Below are 17,079 nucleotides of genomic sequence, written 5' to 3'. Positions count from 1 at the left end.
GATATCTTTTGGCAAAACAGCAGACATCCGGCTTCGAAGCCTATCTGAAACAGACCTCTTCCACCCATGACCAGGTCGCCAAGACATTGGGTGCCGAGATATTGGCGGGCACCTATCCGCCTGGTACAAAATTGCCACCGGAACAGGAGATTATCGACCGGTTCGGCATTTCCCGCACGGTATTGCGCGAAGTGTTCAAGACCCTGACCGCCAAGGGGATGATCGTGTCCAAGACACGGGTCGGCACCAGCGTACGCAACCAGCAATACTGGAATTTCTTCGACGCCGAAGTGCTGGCCTGGCGGGTCAGCCTGGGCATGGACAGCGATTTTCGGCGCGGGATTGCAGAAGCGCGCGTCGCAGTGGAATCCCGCGCGGCGGAGTTGGCCGCACATCGCGCGACACCCGAAGACATCGCACTGCTGCGTGCGGCGGTCGCGGGGATGCGCGACGCCGTCGGATCACGCCAGAAATTCGCAGAGGCCGATCTGGCTTTTCATCAGGCGATCGGTTCGGCATCAGGCAATTTCCTGCTCAACGCCTTTTCCACGGTGACGCAGGTAGCGCTAGTCGCCTCTTTCCTGATGCTGCCGCTGGAGGAGGACGACATGCACGACGAAACCGTGCTGCGGCATGAGCGCGTGGTCGATGCGATCGAGGCAGGCGCCGCGGAGGAAGCAGGGCGGCTGATGGGCGAGATTATTGATTTTGGCGCGATCAAGGTGTCGCGAAGCCTGTCGCGCACGCAGCAGGGGTGAAGCCACAGCGCCTGCACCGTTGGAACGGATGACAGCTCGCAAAATGCGGAAAATAAAAGACTCTCGGAGGATGATGCAATTCAATCGCATCATCCTCCGAGAGCCTACGTCCGGTCGTCAAACCTTGACCAGACGAACGGCCAGCCATGGCTTGCCCGGCAATGTCACGGTCGGTCGGGCGGGATCGTGGAAATCATAATCGCTGTGCCGCTGCATACGAAACAGGCCGTCAACCGGCGTCACCGTCATGTTCCATGTGTCGATGATGTCCAGCCGATAGCTGTTCATCGGCTGGCCTTTCTTGCCAGGCAGCACCACCGGCCATTCGGTCGGCTGATCCTTGCCGAAATAATGGAGATAATATTCGAACTCCTTGCCGGCGATCGAATAATTCCACCATGTCTGGATCGGCTCGATACCGGGCGCGGGGCCATCCTCCATGATCTTGCGGAGGAAAGCCAGGCGCGGCGGGCTGCTACCCTGAAGCCTGCCACCCTGCCCCAGCCATGAATGGTCCGCATTCTGTTGCGGGTCGATGGTTTCGCTATGGCCGACATAGGTGCCACCCATCAGCCCCCACCAGAAACGCTCGACCATTTGCTCGCCGGTCAGGTTGCCCCAGCGCAGCTTCGAATTGCCTTCGTAGCAGACCTCGTCGAACACGACCGGCTTGAGACCGAAGCTGCGATGCAACTGGGCACGCACGTCGTCCAGCACCGCCGCCCCATTCTGGATGCTGCTATGCGTGATCCACGGTTTGCGATTATCATAATAGACCGTGATCTGGTGGATGGATCGCAACCTATCATGCGGGTCTTCGGCCTGGAGCAGGTGCAGCAGATGGTCCCAGTCGTCCATCGTCTTGCTCTTCACATCATCATATTCATTGGCCATCGACCACCAGACATTGCGGTAGGCGCCAAAGCGGGCGATGCAGTAGCGCACATAACGCTCGTCGTCGGCGCGCCCCATGTCATTATAGCCGCGTTTTTCATCATAGGGATGATAGAGGATGACGTCCGCCTCTATCCCCAGCGCGCCCAATTTCTGGATGCGGTCCTCGAAACGGCGGAAATAGGCGGGGTCCAGCCGCGACGGATCCCAGTCCCTGCCGCCGGGGCCGGTCCGTACGAAGGGGTTGGTCGCGACCGATTCCACGTTGGGGAAGACCAGCATGCGCATCTTGTTGAACGGAGCGCTTTTCAGCGTGGCAAGCGTTTCGGCGCATTTGGCGTCACTTTGCAGTGCCCAGCTATAGCTGGTGGTGCCGATCTGGCGGAACGGTGTGCCGTCGGCATAGGCGAAGTGATAGCCACCAGATACGCGCACCGGGCCATGATTGCCACTCGACGGCGCGATACAGTCGAAGCGGCCGCTCTTGCCGTCCAGCGCCGGCACGTTGCTGCTGCTGGTCCATTGCCAGTCGCCAAGGTCGGGCGGACTGAACCGAATGCGGTAGACACCATCGCCGTCGTAGAAGCCGGGCACCTGGATGGTTCGGCCACCGCTGGAGAAACTGGCCGAGAGCGTCACATCGTTGAAGGGATTACCGTTCGCGGGGCCATCAAGGCGCAGTTCGAAGACACCCCAGCGCTCCGTTTTCGTCAGGGCCGGGCGCGCAACCAGCGGGCCGCTTATGGCTGCCGCGCCCATGGTCATAGCCCCTGTCAGCATGTTCCGTCGCGAAACCGTCACTGCTATCCTCTCCCTTGCCGATTTCCGCCGGAAAATCCCGATCGGGGCTGGCGTCGACAATAATAGTATTATATGAGCAAACATGTCATACAAATATGAGGCCGGCAAGGCCTTATGAGGGGAGGAATTCATGTCCGCAACGACAGCCATCGACGCCTGTCCCGCCGATCAGCATTCGGACGACGCATGGAAGAATAGCATCCTGGCAGGCCTTGCCAATTATATCGATGCCGGGTCGATCGTTGCCGGCTCCGCAGCGCTGGCGCTGTGGGTCGAAACCTACCGACTGAGCAACGATCTGGTCGGCATGATCGGCGCCTTTGGCCCTAATGCGATCTCGGCCGGTATAGGCGCCTTCATCGGCGGACGGTTGTGCGACCTGTTCGGGCGCAAGAAGATCTACCAATATGACATGCTGTTCTACGCCTTCGGCATGTTGTGGCTGATCTTCGCCATGAACGCCTGGATGATTGTCGTCGGCTTCTTCCTTGTGGGTCTGGCAGTCGGCGCGGACATCCCCGCATCCTGGTCCCTGATTGCAGAGATGGCGCCCAAAGGCGCGCGCGGCAAGCATAGCGGTGTGGCGCAGGTGCTCTGGTATCTGGGGCCGGTCGTAGTACTGCTCATGTTCCTGGCGTTGACGCCGCTAGGCCTGCTGGGCGCGCGGATCGTGTTCGCGCACCTCGCCATATTGGCGGTGGCGCTCACTTTCCTGCGGTCGAAGATGCAGGAATCGCAGCGCTGGCTGGATGCGCAGGCCAGCGAGGCGGCACGCAGCCAGCCCAGAGTGGGTCTGCGCGCCCTGTTCACGCGCCAGCATATCCGATCCATGGCGTTCCTGGCGGGCATGTATGTGTTCTGGAACCTTTGGGCCGGCACCAACGGATTCTTCTTCCCCTATATCCTGCGCACGGTCGGTAATCAGAGCCAGGCCATGTCGGTTGCCATCCAGGCGGGCAGCTTCCTGATCGGCATGGCGTCGATCTGGCTGGTCTTCATGCGCTGGTCGGACCGGGTGAACCAGCGGACGATGTTCCTGATATCCGCGATTATTCAGGTCATCGGCATGGCGCTGCTGGCGCTGCTGCCGCTCACCCTGCCGGTGGCGATCGTCCATGTCTTCCTCATGGCCTTCGGTCAGGGGTTTGGCGCCCAATGCTTCTTCCAACTGTGGAGTTCGGAGATGTTCCCAACCCTGCTGCGCAGCACCGCGCAGGGCGTGATGTTCGCGATCGTGCGCATCCTGCTGGGCATATGGAGCTTCTTCGTACCGGTACTGACGGCGACCGGCTTTACCAACCTGGCCTGGATCCTGACCGGATTCCTGGTGGTAAGCGGCATCATCGGCTTCTGGGGCGCACCGCGCAACGAAGGCAAGTCGCTGGAGGAACTGGAAGCCGGGCTGAGTTGAAGGACACCATGTCTCCCAAAATCAGGTTCATCGCCGGCCTGCTGCTGGCCTGTACGGTCGCCCCCGCCGCGGCCCAGCCGCAAACGCCTCCTCTGCGCGTGTCAGCCAATGGCCGCTATGTCGAGGCGGACGGCAAGCCCTTCTTCTGGTTGGGCGATACCGGCTGGCTGTTGCTGTCCCGGCTGGATCGGACCGATACTGAACGCTATCTGGCCCGCCGGGCAGCGCAGGGCTTCAACGTCATTCAGGTCATGATCCTGCACCGCCCCGACATGGCGAATGCGATGACGGGGCCAGCCCTGGAGAATGGCGACATCATGAAGCCAAGGATGACGCCGGGCAGAGATCCCGCCAAGTCCGGCCAATATGATTATTGGGACCATCTCGACTGGGTGATCGATCGGGCGGCCGCACATGGCCTCTATCTGGCGCTGGTTCCGGCCTGGGGCACATTTGCCGAGATGCGCCAACTGACCGTGGACAGCGCGCCCGTCTATGGGCGTTTCCTGGCGGAACGCTACAAGGATAAGCCCAACATCATCTGGCTGAATGGCGGCGACACCCATGCCGACATGGCAACCGTTACGTGGCAGGCGCTGGGGAGCACGATCAAGGCGATCGATCCCGATCATCTAATGACATTCCATCCCTTTGGACGGACGGATTCCAGCTGGACCTTCCACAATGCAAGCTGGCTGGATTTCAACATGTTCCAGTCCGGGCACCAAAGCTATGCGCAGGATAGCACGCCTTGCGCACGCGGGGAGGACAACTGGAAATATATTGCCGACGATCGCGCGCGCAGCCCCGCCAAGCCGAGCATCGATGGCGAACCCAGCTATGAAAATATTCCCCACGGACTGGATGCCGTGCCGGAGCCAATCTGGCAGGCGGCAGATGTTCGGCGTTATGCCTGGTGGTCGGTCTTCGCCGGTGCGTTTGGCCATACATATGGCGAGAATAGCGTGATGCAGTTCCATGTGCCGGGGCAGAAGGCAGCCTATTGGGCGCATATCCCCTGGCGGGCGGCGCTTGATGCGGCAGGAGCCGGACAGATGCGGCACTTGAAAGATTTGATGCTGTCGCGCCCCTATCTGGAACGTGTACCCGATCAGGCGCTGATCGTGGACAATGGACAGCGATATGATCGGGTGGCGGCGACGCGCGGCACCCGCTACGCCATGGCTTACAGCTATAGTGGCAAGCCATTCCGCGTGCAGATGGGCCGGATAGGCGGCACCCGCGTTCGCGCGGCATGGTATGATCCGCGCACCGGGATGACGCAGCCCATCGCAACCTTCCCCAATCGCGGGCAACGACTGTTCACGCCGCCCGGAACGCCCACGCCGGGCAATGACTGGACGCTACTGCTCGACAGTATCGACTGAAGTATCGACTGACAGAAAAGGGCGGCGCCATAGGCACCGCCCTCCTCCCCCTTTTGCCGCAAATCGTCAGAGCTTCATCCGGACGCCGGTGTAGAAGCGGCGGCCGAGCACATCGTACGTGCCGTTGACGTTACCCGGCAGTCCGCCCCAGATCGGCGGACGCTTTACGTCGAACATGTTCTTCGCGCCGATATAGAATTCGAAATTGGCGATCGACGTGAAACGGACCTGCATGTCGGTGTAGATTTTCGACTTCACACGGAAATATTTCTCGTCCGGCACCGATCCGTCGGCAAGACGATAGAGGGTCTGGAAATTCTCATAATCCAGAACTTGCGGTCCCATATATTCATTGTTGATGGTAATGCCGAAATCGTCATTGGCCCAGTTGAGGCCGAGATTCACCGAATCTCGCGGCGTGCCGATTTCACCCATGGTATTGTCATAGGCGTCGCCGGTCAGCGCACGGAAGCCGTTCTTGAGCAGATGCGTCCAGGCCGCCGAGACGCTGGCACGGCCACCCGCCATTTCGTGGCTGTAGTTGAGCGTGAAGTCGAGCCCGCGCGAGAAGGAGCCGCCGCTGTTGATAAGGCCACGCACGACCTGCTCGACCGAACCGATGCTGTAGGCGCCCGATGCGACAGTGCGGCGGGTCACGAACTGGCAGAAGTCGGATTGCCCCTCCCGATAGCATTTGTTGAGCACGGTCGCGGCGGGCACGCGACTGATCGCGTTTTCAAGCTTGATGTCGAAAAAGTCGGCAGTCAGGGTCAGGTTGCGCAGGGCGTCGATCGACTTGGGATTAATGACCACGCCCAATGTCAGCGTCTTGCCCGTTTCCTCGCGAATATTCGGATTGGCCGCCGTCACACCACCGACGCCGGACAGATCGGCCTGGGTCAGGGTGAAAGACCCGTTCTGCTGAATATTGGCGAGGATGCCCGGTACCGCCCGGCAATTGTCCGCGATCGTCCCGGTCGTCGTCAGGGTGATGCCCTGGCACGGATCGGTGATGGTGACGATACCGGCCGCCTGCGCCGCGAACAATTCGCCGATGTTGGGCGCGCGCACGGCATGGGCGTAGACGGCGCGGAAACGGATATCCTCAACTGGCGCCCATTCGATACCAGCATTCCAGGCATAGAAGGTGCCAACCGTCGAATAGTCCGACATACGTGCGGCGCCGCGCAGCGTCAGGCTATGGAAGAAGGGCGTGTCCGACAGGATCGGCACGACCAGTTCGCCATAGGCTTCCTTGACGTTGAAGCCGCCGGCCGTGTCGGTCAACTGGACGTAGCCGTTGCGCGCTGCGTTGGTCAGCGGATCGAAGACGTCACGGCTTTCTTCCTTGCGATACTCGGCGCCGACCGCGACCTGCACCGGACCGCCGGGCAGGTTGAAGAGCGTGCCGGTCAGGTTGGCGGCGGCCACGTGCATCGACTGTTTGGAATCGCGTTGCAGGCTGACCTGAAGATAGTCGACCATCTCCTGCGACAGCTTGCCCTGACCATAGACATTGATCGGCACGCAACCACGCGCCCGCGCATCGGCGTTCGCACAGACCGCGTCGGTCGTGCTGCCATCCCGGTCAAAGTCATAGACGTCGGTGATGACCTGCAAGCCCTCCGCCAGATTATAGAGATTGGCGAGACCCGACATCGACTGCTTCTGCTTGGTGAAGCCATATTGATAATAGGCGTCGAATTTCCAACTGTTGCCCAGGTCCACCGTAGTGCCGAGGACCGCACGGAAATTGTCGCGCTCAGTCGGGATGGTGCGGGTGCCGGGGGCAAAAGCCGTGGCGCGGATCAGGAAGCTCAGATCCTTCAGCCCATCACCGGTGCGATCCGTCGCCGCATCCAGAACCGCCTGCGGCACGAAGGGATTGTTAACCAGCATGGTTTCGCCATTGCCACCGGGCACCAGCACGCGGGACTGAATGGGATAGAAGCCATTGGTGCCGGTGAAAGCGCCCAACGCACCATCGGTGCGCATCGGCGACGCTTCCATCCGCCCCTTGGTCACGACGTTGGAATAGGTGACTTCGGAAAAGACGTTGACGCTGTCGCTGACATCAAAGTTGAAGCGGCCAGCGAATGTCATGCGCTCCGACGGCGAAGCCAGCAGCCCCCATTCCGCCCGGTTCCAGCCATCCGTCGCCGCGTTATAGGCGCGGAAGCTGCCGTCGGCGTCGATCACCCTATTGGTCTGCGACCCGATGACGAAGACACCGCCGGGACCGACATTGGACGGGTTGTAGAAAGACGTGAAGATGTTCTGCGCCGCGGTCAGGTTGGAATCATTGTTCCCTGCGACACGCTGGATGGTGCCGAGGCTGGTATAGTCCCTGCGGGAGAAACTGCGGCCACGCGCATCGACCGCCCCTTCATTCACATAGCCGCCATAGATCATGAAATTGCCACGACCGTCCGCGAAATTATGACCATAGGTGGCGTTGACGGCCATCTGGCGATCGTCGCCGCGCTCGGAAATCCCGGCCTGCGCGTTGAGCAGCAATCCTTCGAATTTCTTCTTGTAGATGAAGTTGACCACGCCGGCGACCGCATCCGATCCATAGACGGCGGAGGCACCACCGGTCAGCACATCGACCCGATCGACAAAGGGCGTCGGGATCATCGACAGGTCAACCTGCGCCGTGCCGGGCACGCCAGCAACGGAGCGACGCCCATCGATCAGGACCAGCGTACGATCCGCACCCAGATTGCGCAGGTTCACCGTCGCCAGGCCAGGATTGGTCGTGTTGGCGGTGGTAGTACGGCTGAAACCGGGAAGGCCGATCGCCGGATTCTGCTGCAAGGCATCCTGAACATTGATGATACCGTTATTTTGCAGCGTTTCCGACGTAACAACCTGAAGCGGGCTGGGTGAGGTCAGGGCGGGGGAGGCGATACGACTGCCGGTGACGACGATGTCGGCCGTGCTGGCGCTATTATCCTGCGCCTCCTGTGGCGCAATCTGCGCGTAAGCAGGCGAAGCGAGCAGAGCGACGATACCGGAACCGCCCAGCCACAAGGCGCGCAGCATCTGGCTGCGCCGACGACAAATATGATGAACCTTCATGGTCATTCCCCTCCTATGATAATGAAACCGCTGTTTATTTATCTTTCGCGGCAGTCCGTATCGGCAGATCAGCTTATCGGCCTGCCTGCACTTCCTTCAGAATCGACCCGTTTTCGTTGGCATGCCGGGATTTTGACCGGTGCATGGCGCCAGCTACGGCAGCCTGCCATCCTGTCCTGATCCGTTGCCGCTCATCGCCAGGCATGGCCGGGGTTATGCGATCGACCATCGTGCCATGCAGAACAGGAACCGATAGCCCGATTGCTTCGGCCGCCAGCCGGGAAACGCCCAGGGCGCTGGCTTCCGCCACATGCGGACGAACAACCGGACGGTCGGTCAGGTCGGCCAGCAACTGCATTAACAGCGCATTGCGCGTGGCGCCGCCATCCACCGCAATTTGTGGCACGGCGCTGCCCAGATCCGCTTCCATCGCTGCCACGACGTCGGCAATTTGCAGCGCAATCGCTTCCAGCGCCGCACGAGCGATATGCGCGGGCCGGGTGCCAAGCGACAGGCCGGAAATGGCACCCCGTGCCTCGCTGCACCAATGAGGCGCGCCGAGCCCGACCAAGGCGGGCAGGAACACGACGCCGCCGCTATCGGCTACGCTGGCCGCCAGCGCGGTGAGCGCCGCTTCATCCGCCAGTCCAAGCAGATCTGCAGCGAAGGCGGCGGCGTGACCGGAAATGGCGATATTGCCTTCCAGCGCATATTGCGTCTCGCCACACCGATGCCAGGCGATGGTACTGGACAGGCCATGGGCCGACCGGACGGAGCGCGGAGTGGCTGTCATGATCGAACTGCCGGTGCCGATCGTCACCTTGGTCGCGCCAGCCTGTTTCGCACTATGGTAGAACAGGGCTGCATGGCTGTCGCCCATCAGCGCATGGATTGGCGTGTCGGCCGGCAAAGGCGTCAGCCCGGTGGCGACCGTGCCGAAGCGGCTGTCCGACCCGCGCACGTCCGGCAACAGCGTCAGGGGCACGTCGAACAAGGCGGCGAGTGCCGGATCCCAGCATAAGGTGTCGATGTTGAACAACTGGGTGCGGGACGCATTGCTGTAGTCCGTTGCGTGCACGGCTCCGTTGGTCAGTTTCCACAACAGCCAACTGTCGATCGTACCGCACCGCAATTCCCCGCGCGCAGCCCGTTGCCGACCATTGGGCAGGTTGGACAGGAGCCAGCCGATCTTGGCCGCCGGAAAAAGCGGGTCGATGCCCAGGCCACTGCGCGCAACGATCATCTGCTCATGCCCTGCTTCCCGCAGAGCGGCGCAACGCGCTTCGGATCGGCGGCATTGCCAGAGGATGGCGGGGGCCAGCGGCTCACCGGTTCGCGCATCCCACAGGACGATCGTCTCGCGCTGGTTGGACAGGGCAAGCGAGACAATTTCCGCATCCGGCGCCGCGGCGACCATTTCCGCGATCAGCCCGGCCACAGCTTCCCATATGTCGGACGCAGATTGCTCCGCCCAGCCGGGCTGCGGATAGGTTACCTGCATCGCTCGCGAACGGGACAGGATGATCTCTCCCGCCGGGGAAACAAGCAGGGCCTTGGTGTTGGTCGTTCCCTGATCAATGGCAAGGATGACCGGGTTGCGCATCAGCGTGCCTTTACCTTGAGGAGGTCACGGGCCGCCGCCGTGATCCCGTCGGCATTGAGGCCGAACCGGTTCATCAGCCATTGCGCCGATCCGGTAGGCAGGAAGCCGGGGAAACCCAGCATCCGCATCCGCACCGGGCTGTGGGTCGCGCAATATTCCGCCACCGCGCCGCCCAGGCCGCCATGCGCCAGCCCTTCTTCTGCGGTTACAATGGCGCCGGTGGCCGCCGCCTGTGCCAGCATCTCTACATCCATGGGGGATATGGTCGCCATGTTGATGACCTGCGCGGCAATGCCGTCCACCTCCAGCCTTCGCGCCGCTGACACGGCATGATGGACCAGCGTGCCGTTGGCGATGATCGCGATATCGGTTCCGGGGCGCAGCCGTTCAGCCTTGCCGATCCGGAACACCGCGTCGTCGCGCTCCAGTTCGGGCACCGGCATGCGGCTGATACGGATATAGACCGGTCCGTCATGCGCCGCCGCCGCCTTGATCGCCTCGGCCGTTTGCCAGGGATCGGCCGGCACGATCACCGTCAGCCGATCGATCGCGCGCAGCCAGGCGATATCCTCGATACTATGGTGGGTGGCGCCAAGTTCGCCATAAGCGACTCCGCTGGATATGCCGCACAGTTTCACATTGGCATGGCTGTAGGCACAATCCGCCTTGATCTGCTCCAGCGCGCGGGCGCTCAGGAAACAGGAAGCGCCGCTGACGAATGGAATCTTGCCGCCATTGGCCAGGCCCGCACCGACACCGACCATATTCTGTTCGGCAATGCCGACATTGACCAGCCGATCAGGGAAACGCTCCTGGAACTTGCCGAGCTTGGACGAGCCGACCGAGTCATTGACGACAGCAACGATGCGGTCGTCCTGAACCGCCAGTTCCTCCACCGTGCGGACATAGGCATCGCGGCAGTCGAACAGGCCGGCAGGGGCTATGGCGGCGCTCATGCCGCCATCTCCGCTTCCAGTTCGGCCATGGCCAGAGCATATTGATCGGCATTGGGTACGCCGTGATGCCATCCGGCCTGATTTTCCATGAAACTGACGCCATGTCCCTTCTGCGTGTTGGCGATGATGCAGAGTGGCCTCGACCGGGGCTGACAAGCGGCATCGAACGCCGTCAGCAGAGCCGCTGCATCATGGCCATCCACTTCGGCCACATCCCAGCCGAAAGCGCGCCATTTATCGGCCAGCGGCTCCAGCGCATTTGTATCTTCGGTCGACGCGCCCTGTTGCAGGCGGTTGCGATCAACGATCACCGTCAACTGGCCAAGTCCGCGATGGCCAGCGAACATCGCCGCTTCCCACATCGAGCCTTCCTGCAATTCGCCGTCGCCGGTCAGCACGAAAACGCGATAGTCGGCCTTGTCGATCTGTGCCGCGACGGCAATCCCGACTGCGACAGGAAGGCCATGGCCCAACGGCCCGGTATTGGTTTCGACGCCCGGCAGATAGGTGCGGTTGGGATGGCCGTTCAGCCGCGATTCCGGCTTCAAATAGGTTTGCAGTTCCTCTTCGGGGAAAAAGCCCGCCCCGGCGAGCGCCGTATAGAGCGCGCCAGTGCAATGGCCCTTGCTCATCACGAAGCGATCGCGACCGGGTGCAGCAGGTTTGGCAGGATCGAAACGAAGAATATCGAAATAGAGCGCCGCGATGATATCCGTTGCCGAAAGGTCGCCACCGGGATGCCCCTGCCCTGCCTCCACGATCATCGTGATCAGGCGGCGGCGCATCCAGTTGGCGCGCGCCGAAACCTCGCGAATACGAGTATTCATATTTTCTCCAGCCCCAGAGTCAGGGGTGGAAACAGGCGACATCGTCATTTGGCAAAACTCTCCCTGCGTCAGGGCAATAATCCGATACGAAGAAATACGCAATCCATGAACTTTCGTTTTCTTTCGTTTTTTGATTCAATGAGAAAAATTGACAAGTCCGTCATGTCTGCCCTAGAGATTTTGCAGCGCCATCGTCGGATGGTAATTTGCCGGAGAGATACGTGCCTGGATCATCGTCACCCATCATCTGGAGACAGAGACGGTGAAGGATAGCGCACAAGCCCGCCTGCTGGGCGAAACACGCCGGCTCAAGATATTGGAATGGTTGCAGGAGGAAGGCAGCGCGCGCGTCCGCACCCTGGCCGAGGCCTTCGGTGTATCGGAAGTCACGGTGCGGCAGGACCTGGAGAAGCTGGAAGCGGACGGCCATATCGAGCGCGAACATGGCGGCGCATTCCTGAAATCCGTGCCTCAGCAGGTCCGGTCCATGGCCTTGCAGCATCAGGGGCATCTGGATGCAAAGGAGCGGATCGGCCGCGCTGCCGCCGCGCTTGTCGGCAATGGCGAGACTATCATTCTCGACAGCGGTTCCACCACTACGGCCGTCGCCACCCATCTGCTGGGGCGGCGCAACCTGACCGTCATCACCAATGCCCTGAACATCGCCCTGACACTGGGTGCGGAGCCGGGGTTCGAGGTGCATATGACCGGCGGCCATTTCAAGGCGCCGACGCTGTCGTTGTCGGGCGAGCGGTCCGCCGACTATTTCAAGGGGCTATACGTCCAGCGCCTGTTTCTGGCCACGGCAGCGGTCGATATCGAAGGAGGCCTGACCTATCCCGCGCTGTCGGACATCGCCGTCAAACGCGCGATGATCGGTGCAGCCGAACAGGTCTGCCTGGTCGCGGACAGCAGCAAGATCGGCCAGCGCTCCTTCTCGTCGCTGGGCGGACTGGAACTGGTCCATATTCTCATCACCGACGAAGGTATCCGTGACGAAGACCGTCAGGCGATCGAGGCGATCGGCGTACAGATCATCATCGCCTGACCGCAACAGCGGCAGGCCGGGCGCATCATGGCGCCACAACAGCAACCTAACTGGAGAGAATGAACCATGGCCGAGCAGAAATATGGCGCAGGCATCTGGCATTTTGCAACCTATGTGGATCGTTATGCCACCGATGGCTATGGCCCGCCGCGCTCATTGATCGAAATGATCGACCTCGCCGGACAGGTAGAAGATCTCTCGGTCGTGGATATCAACTATCCCTTCGTTGACCCCAGCCTGTCGCTCGACCGCGTGGACGAAGCTCTGAACCGCAACAACCTGTCCGTGATCGGGATCACGCCGGAAATCTACACGCGCCAATTCGCCAAAGGCGCCTTCACCAATCCTGATCCCGGCGTGCGCAAGCTTGCCAATGAAATGGTCAATGACGCCGCCAATGTGGTGCGGCGTTTCGGCGCGGACTATGTGAAGCTGTGGCCGGGGCAGGATGGCTGGGACTACCCTTTCCAGGTCGATCATCGCAAATTATGGCAGATGAGCATGGATGGCGTGGGCGAACTGGCCAGCCAGAATCCGGACCTGAAATTCGTTATCGAATATAAGCCGCGTGAGCCGCGCAATCATATGAGTTATGACAGCGTGGCCCGCACGTTGCTGGGCATAGAGAAGATCGGCTTGCCAAATATCGGCATCTTGCTCGATTTCGGCCATTCGCTTTACGGCGGCGAATCTCCGGCAGATGCGGCACAATTGGCGATCGACCATGGCAGACTGTTCGGCATGGATGTGAACGACAATTTGCGTGGTTGGGACGACGACATGATTGCCGGGTCGGTGCACCCGATCGAACTGTTCGAATTCTTCTACACTCTGCGCAAGAACAACTGGGACGGCGTGTGGCAGTTGGACCAGTTCCCGTTCCGCGAGGACAGTGTTGAAGCCGCCAACGCCGCCATCAGCTTCCTGAAGGTGATCGAGCGCGCGCTCGACAAGCTGGATTTCGAGGCCATGCAGGCGGCGCAGGACCGACAGGATGCGGTCGCCGCCATGATGCTCGCCCGCGACGCCCTTTTCACATCCTATTGAGAGAGACAGGATGACGTCCCCTGCCCGCTTTCTGCGCGTTCTGGATCTGCGCGCCGATCATCTGGTCGAACCTCTGGGTATGGAGGTCCGCCACCCGCGCCTGTCCTGGCACCTGGAAAGCGACGGCCGGGGGGTCATGCAGCGCAGCTATCGCATCCGGGCGATGGCGGATCGCGAGACGGCGGATTTCCGGGGCGATATACTCTTATGGGATAGCGGCATCGTGGAAAGCGATGCCTGTTTCGACATCCCTTATGATGGCCCGGCACTCCAGCCGATGCAGCGCATCTGGTGGGATGTCGAGATCCATGACAATCAAGGATTAAGCGCACGGTCCGAACGCAGTTGGTTTGAAGGCGGCCTTATGGCGCCCGAGGAATGGCGCGCATCATGGATCGAGGCGGAGGATGAGCTGTCCGCCGCCGATCGTGCGGCCGGGCTGCAATGGATATGGAGCGCCGATCCGCTCGATCCGCGTCCACATGCGTTCCGCCTGGACTTCGACGCACCCAGCGATCTGGTCGATACGGCCATATTGGTCGCCGCCAAGGATAATCTGCTGGGGATATGGGTGAATGGCGAACCGGCGACACTGCCCGATCTCGTCTATTGGGGCAGCCTGCTCCCTGCGCAGGGAAAGGTGAAACCGGGGCGCAACAGCCTTTGCCTGCTCGCCACAGCCGACACCAGCGGCTTCTTTCCCGTCGATGGCGGCGCCATGGCAGCACTCATTCGGCTGCATCGCGGCAATGGCGATGTCGAACGCTGGGTGAGCGGACCATATTGGCGGGTGCAGACCGACCCGCCCGAAGGGTGGATGGACGCTGGCTTCGATGCAGCCGGTTGGGCCGCCGCACAGCCATCCGGGTCGCGCGCCCAAAGCGATCCGCGGCCAAAGGAACCGGCTATTTGCCTGCGCACGGAGTTTGACACACGCGGTGCCGTGGTGGCAGCGCGCCTCTATGCGACGGCGCTGGGCGCCTATGAGGGAAGGATCAACGGTCGGCCGATATCGGATCATGTGCTGGCGCCGGAAATCAGCGTTGCCAGGAGCCATATCCTCTACCAATGCCATGATGTGACGCCGTTGCTGCGCGACGGTGCCAATGCGTTGGCCTTCACCGTGGCGGACGGTTTCTATGCTGGCGCTTTCGGATGGCGGATGGAACGCTATGGCTTTGGTCCGGCACCACGCCGGCTGCTGGCGCAATTACGCATCGACTATGCGGATGGATCGAGCGAGTGGGTCTCGACCGGCCGGGCATGGCGCATCGGCAGCGGTCCCGTCATCGCATCCGATATCTATGGTGGCGAAACCTATGATGCCCGGCGGGAGCAACCCGGATGGGACCAGCCCGGCTTCGACGACAGCGCCTGGCCCACGGTACGCATCGGAGAGGCGCCGCCTGCGCGACTGATCGCCCAGACGTCGCCGCCGCTGCGTGCGTCCCGTAGCATGCGGGCACAATCCGTCAGCGAACCGGTGCCCGGCCGCTTCATCTTCGATTTCGGTCAGAACATGCCCGGTTGGGTGAAATTGCGCGCCATCGGCCCTGCCGGCTGCTGCATCAGCCTGCGCTTTGCCGAACTGCTCAATCCCGATGGCACGGCCGACCAGTCCAACCTGCGGCGGGCCGAATGTACCGATCGCTTCACCCTGCGCGGCGATGCGGACGGTGAAACATTCGCGCCGCGCTTCACCTATCATGGCTTCCGCTATGTCGAGGTGGAAGGCTATCCCGGCATGCCAACGCTCGATGATATCGAGGCGATCGTCGTCCATAGCGACTGTCGCGAAACCGGGACGATGGATTTTGCGTCCCCGCTGCTCCAGCGCATCTGGAACAACGCGCTCTGGAGCCAGCGGTCGAACTTCTTCGCTGTTCCCACCGATTGCCCGCAACGGGACGAGCGCATGGGCTGGATGGGCGACATTCAGGTATTCCTGGATGCGGCCGCCTTCAACATGGAGGTCGATCCCTTTATCCGCCGTTTCCTGCTGGAGGCGCGGGCGGCGCAGCGGCCCGATGGCGCCTATCCCATCGTCGTGCCGCAGCCTCTGTCCTTCCCCGATGTCGTGACGGCCGGGTGGAGCGAGGCGGGCATCATCCTGCCCCACGGCCTGTGGCAGCGTTATGGCGACACCGCCGTCATAGACGAAAATTGGGCAGCAATGGAGCGGTGGATGGATTTCGTCGCGCGCGACAATCCCGACCATATCTGGCGCAATGATCGCGGACTCGATCTGGGCGACTGGCTGTCCGTCGATGCCATCCAGCCCGATGACGAAACGACGCCACGCATTCTGTGCGCAACCGCTTATTGGGCCTACAGCGCACAGTTGATGGCGGAAATGGCGGCTGCGACCGGCCGGCAGGATGAAGCCTCGCGCTATGCCAGCTTACGCGAGGCGATCGGCAAAGCCTTTGCCGCAGAACTGCTGGACGGCACAGGAAAGGCCGGCAATGGCAGCCAATGCAGCCAGGTTCTGGCACTCTACATGAATCTGGTGCCGCAGGATCAGCGCGCCGATGCAGCCCGATTCCTGGCGCAGGACATACGGGCGCGGGGCATGAAATTATCCACCGGCTTCCTTGGTACACCTTACCTGCTCGATGTGCTGGCCGACGCAGGGGCATGGGAGGAACTGGTCGGCCTGTTGCTACAGACCGCCTATCCATCCTGGGGCTATATGCCAAGCGTGGGTGCGACGACCGTCTGGGAACGGTGGAATGGCGATGTCGGCGACCTGTCGATGAACAGTTACAACCACTATGCCTTCGGGGCGGTGGTCGGCTTTTTCTACCGCCGGCTGGCGGGGATAGCACCGGCCACGCCTGGCTTCCGCCAGGTCGCCGTCAAGCCACTCTGGTTTTCCGACGTCGGGGCCGTGTCGGCCCGCTATGACAGCCAGTTGGGCCGGATCGAGACGGCGACACAAGGCGATGAAGCCGGCCTTTCCGGCTTGACGATCACCCTCCCCCCCAATTGCACGGCACAGGTGGAGTTGCCCGCCGGCCGTTGGATCGAGAGCGGGCAACCTGTTGACGGTCATCCGGATATACTGTGGACGGCCGACGGGACTATGACGGTGGGGTCAGGCAGCTATCGCTTCACGCTAACCACTTAACTCCCTTACATATTGGGATAATTCGGCCCTCCACCGCCTTCGGGGACGACCCAGTTGATATTCTGGGTCGGGTCCTTGATGTCGCACGTCTTGCAATGGACGCAATTCTGCGCGTTGATCTGGAAACGGGCAAGC

At 61.5% G+C, this 17,079-nt stretch carries 12 protein-coding genes; 6 read left to right on the top strand and 6 right to left on the bottom strand.

Going from position 1 to position 17,079, the window contains the following annotated elements:
* The first annotated feature begins 8 nt into the window (after positions 1-8).
* A complete protein-coding gene (locus ASE85_RS08880; RefSeq protein WP_056686890.1) occupies positions 9-758 on the top strand; it encodes a FadR/GntR family transcriptional regulator in 750 nt (249 codons plus the stop codon).
* A gap of 117 nt (positions 759-875) precedes the next feature.
* Here ASE85_RS08880 and ASE85_RS08875 read toward each other — a convergent pair whose 3' ends face one another.
* Positions 876-2,411: a DUF5060 domain-containing protein gene (locus ASE85_RS08875; protein WP_235523442.1), complete on the bottom strand. Its 1,536-nt coding sequence runs from the start codon at positions 2,409-2,411 to the stop codon at positions 876-878.
* Positions 2,412-2,583: 172 nt separating this feature from the next.
* On the opposite strand from ASE85_RS08875, the gene ASE85_RS08870 reads away from it, so the two are divergent.
* Positions 2,584-3,864 (top strand): MFS transporter, encoded by a 1,281-nt coding sequence (locus ASE85_RS08870; RefSeq protein ID WP_056686835.1) that lies wholly within the window; start codon positions 2,584-2,586, stop codon positions 3,862-3,864.
* Positions 3,865-3,872: 8 nt separating this feature from the next.
* A complete protein-coding gene (locus ASE85_RS08865; protein WP_056686832.1) occupies positions 3,873-5,252 on the top strand; it encodes a glycoside hydrolase family 140 protein in 1,380 nt (459 codons plus the stop codon).
* Positions 5,253-5,318: 66 nt separating this feature from the next.
* Here the strand turns inward: ASE85_RS08865 and ASE85_RS08860 are convergent, their stop codons facing one another.
* From ASE85_RS08860 to ASE85_RS08845, 4 genes are all read right to left on the bottom strand, one after another.
* The gene (locus tag ASE85_RS08860; RefSeq protein WP_162237435.1) at positions 5,319-8,333 is read right to left on the bottom strand and encodes a TonB-dependent receptor plug domain-containing protein; all 3,015 of its coding nucleotides are present in this window, start codon (positions 8,331-8,333) and stop codon (positions 5,319-5,321) included.
* A 73-nt stretch (positions 8,334-8,406) separates the two neighbouring features.
* Positions 8,407-9,936, bottom strand: coding sequence for an FGGY family carbohydrate kinase (locus ASE85_RS08855; RefSeq protein WP_056686826.1), 1,530 nt, complete (start codon positions 9,934-9,936; stop codon positions 8,407-8,409).
* Complete coding sequence (locus ASE85_RS08850) at positions 9,936-10,892, bottom strand: transketolase family protein (RefSeq protein WP_056686824.1); 957 nt, start codon at positions 10,890-10,892, stop codon at positions 9,936-9,938. Before ASE85_RS08850 ends, ASE85_RS08855 begins: the two co-directional genes overlap by 1 nt.
* On the bottom strand, positions 10,889-11,719 hold the full coding sequence (locus tag ASE85_RS08845; protein ID WP_056686820.1) for a transketolase: 831 nt from the start codon (positions 11,717-11,719) through the stop codon (positions 10,889-10,891). Before ASE85_RS08845 ends, ASE85_RS08850 begins: the two co-directional genes overlap by 4 nt.
* Positions 11,720-11,981: 262 nt before the next feature.
* Between ASE85_RS08845 and ASE85_RS08840 the strand changes: the two genes are divergently transcribed.
* The 3 genes from ASE85_RS08840 (at position 11,982) to ASE85_RS08830 (ending at position 16,944) form a co-directional block, all read left to right on the top strand.
* A complete protein-coding gene (locus ASE85_RS08840; RefSeq protein ID WP_200928330.1) occupies positions 11,982-12,767 on the top strand; it encodes a DeoR/GlpR family DNA-binding transcription regulator in 786 nt (261 codons plus the stop codon).
* Positions 12,768-12,833: 66 nt separating this feature from the next.
* Positions 12,834-13,814: a sugar phosphate isomerase/epimerase family protein gene (locus ASE85_RS08835; protein ID WP_056686818.1), complete on the top strand. Its 981-nt coding sequence runs from the start codon at positions 12,834-12,836 to the stop codon at positions 13,812-13,814.
* 10 nt (positions 13,815-13,824) lie between these two features.
* Positions 13,825-16,944: an alpha-L-rhamnosidase gene (locus ASE85_RS08830; RefSeq protein WP_056686815.1), complete on the top strand. Its 3,120-nt coding sequence runs from the start codon at positions 13,825-13,827 to the stop codon at positions 16,942-16,944.
* Positions 16,945-16,949: 5 nt separating this feature from the next.
* On the opposite strand, the gene ASE85_RS22380 is transcribed toward ASE85_RS08830, so the two are convergent.
* Positions 16,950-17,079, bottom strand: a 130-nt coding sequence (locus ASE85_RS22380; RefSeq protein ID WP_156358204.1) for a 4Fe-4S dicluster domain-containing protein, incomplete at its 5' end; no start/stop codon positions are given.

Source organism: Sphingobium sp. Leaf26, assembly GCF_001421665.1.
GTDB lineage: Bacteria > Pseudomonadota > Alphaproteobacteria > Sphingomonadales > Sphingomonadaceae > Sphingobium.
The sequence above is the reverse complement of the archived record's forward strand: the minus strand, read 5'-3'. Positions and strand labels throughout refer to the sequence as shown.

What these genes read in the sequence shown, in the direction of transcription:
- ASE85_RS08875 (WP_235523442.1), bottom strand. Translation starts at nt 2,411, where the DNA reads ATGGGCGCGGCAGCCATAAGCGGCCCGCTGGTTGCGCGCCCGGCCCTG.
- ASE85_RS08870 (WP_056686835.1), top strand. Translation starts at nt 2,584, where the DNA reads ATGTCCGCAACGACAGCCATCGACGCCTGTCCCGCCGATCAGCATTCG.
- ASE85_RS08865 (WP_056686832.1), top strand. Translation starts at nt 3,873, where the DNA reads ATGTCTCCCAAAATCAGGTTCATCGCCGGCCTGCTGCTGGCCTGTACG.
- ASE85_RS08860 (WP_162237435.1), bottom strand. Translation starts at nt 8,333, where the DNA reads ATGAAGGTTCATCATATTTGTCGTCGGCGCAGCCAGATGCTGCGCGCC.
- ASE85_RS08855 (WP_056686826.1), bottom strand. Translation starts at nt 9,936, where the DNA reads ATGCGCAACCCGGTCATCCTTGCCATTGATCAGGGAACGACCAACACC.
- ASE85_RS08850 (WP_056686824.1), bottom strand. Translation starts at nt 10,892, where the DNA reads ATGAGCGCCGCCATAGCCCCTGCCGGCCTGTTCGACTGCCGCGATGCC.
- ASE85_RS08845 (WP_056686820.1), bottom strand. Translation starts at nt 11,719, where the DNA reads ATGAATACTCGTATTCGCGAGGTTTCGGCGCGCGCCAACTGGATGCGC.
- ASE85_RS08835 (WP_056686818.1), top strand. Translation starts at nt 12,834, where the DNA reads ATGGCCGAGCAGAAATATGGCGCAGGCATCTGGCATTTTGCAACCTAT.
- ASE85_RS08830 (WP_056686815.1), top strand. Translation starts at nt 13,825, where the DNA reads ATGACGTCCCCTGCCCGCTTTCTGCGCGTTCTGGATCTGCGCGCCGAT.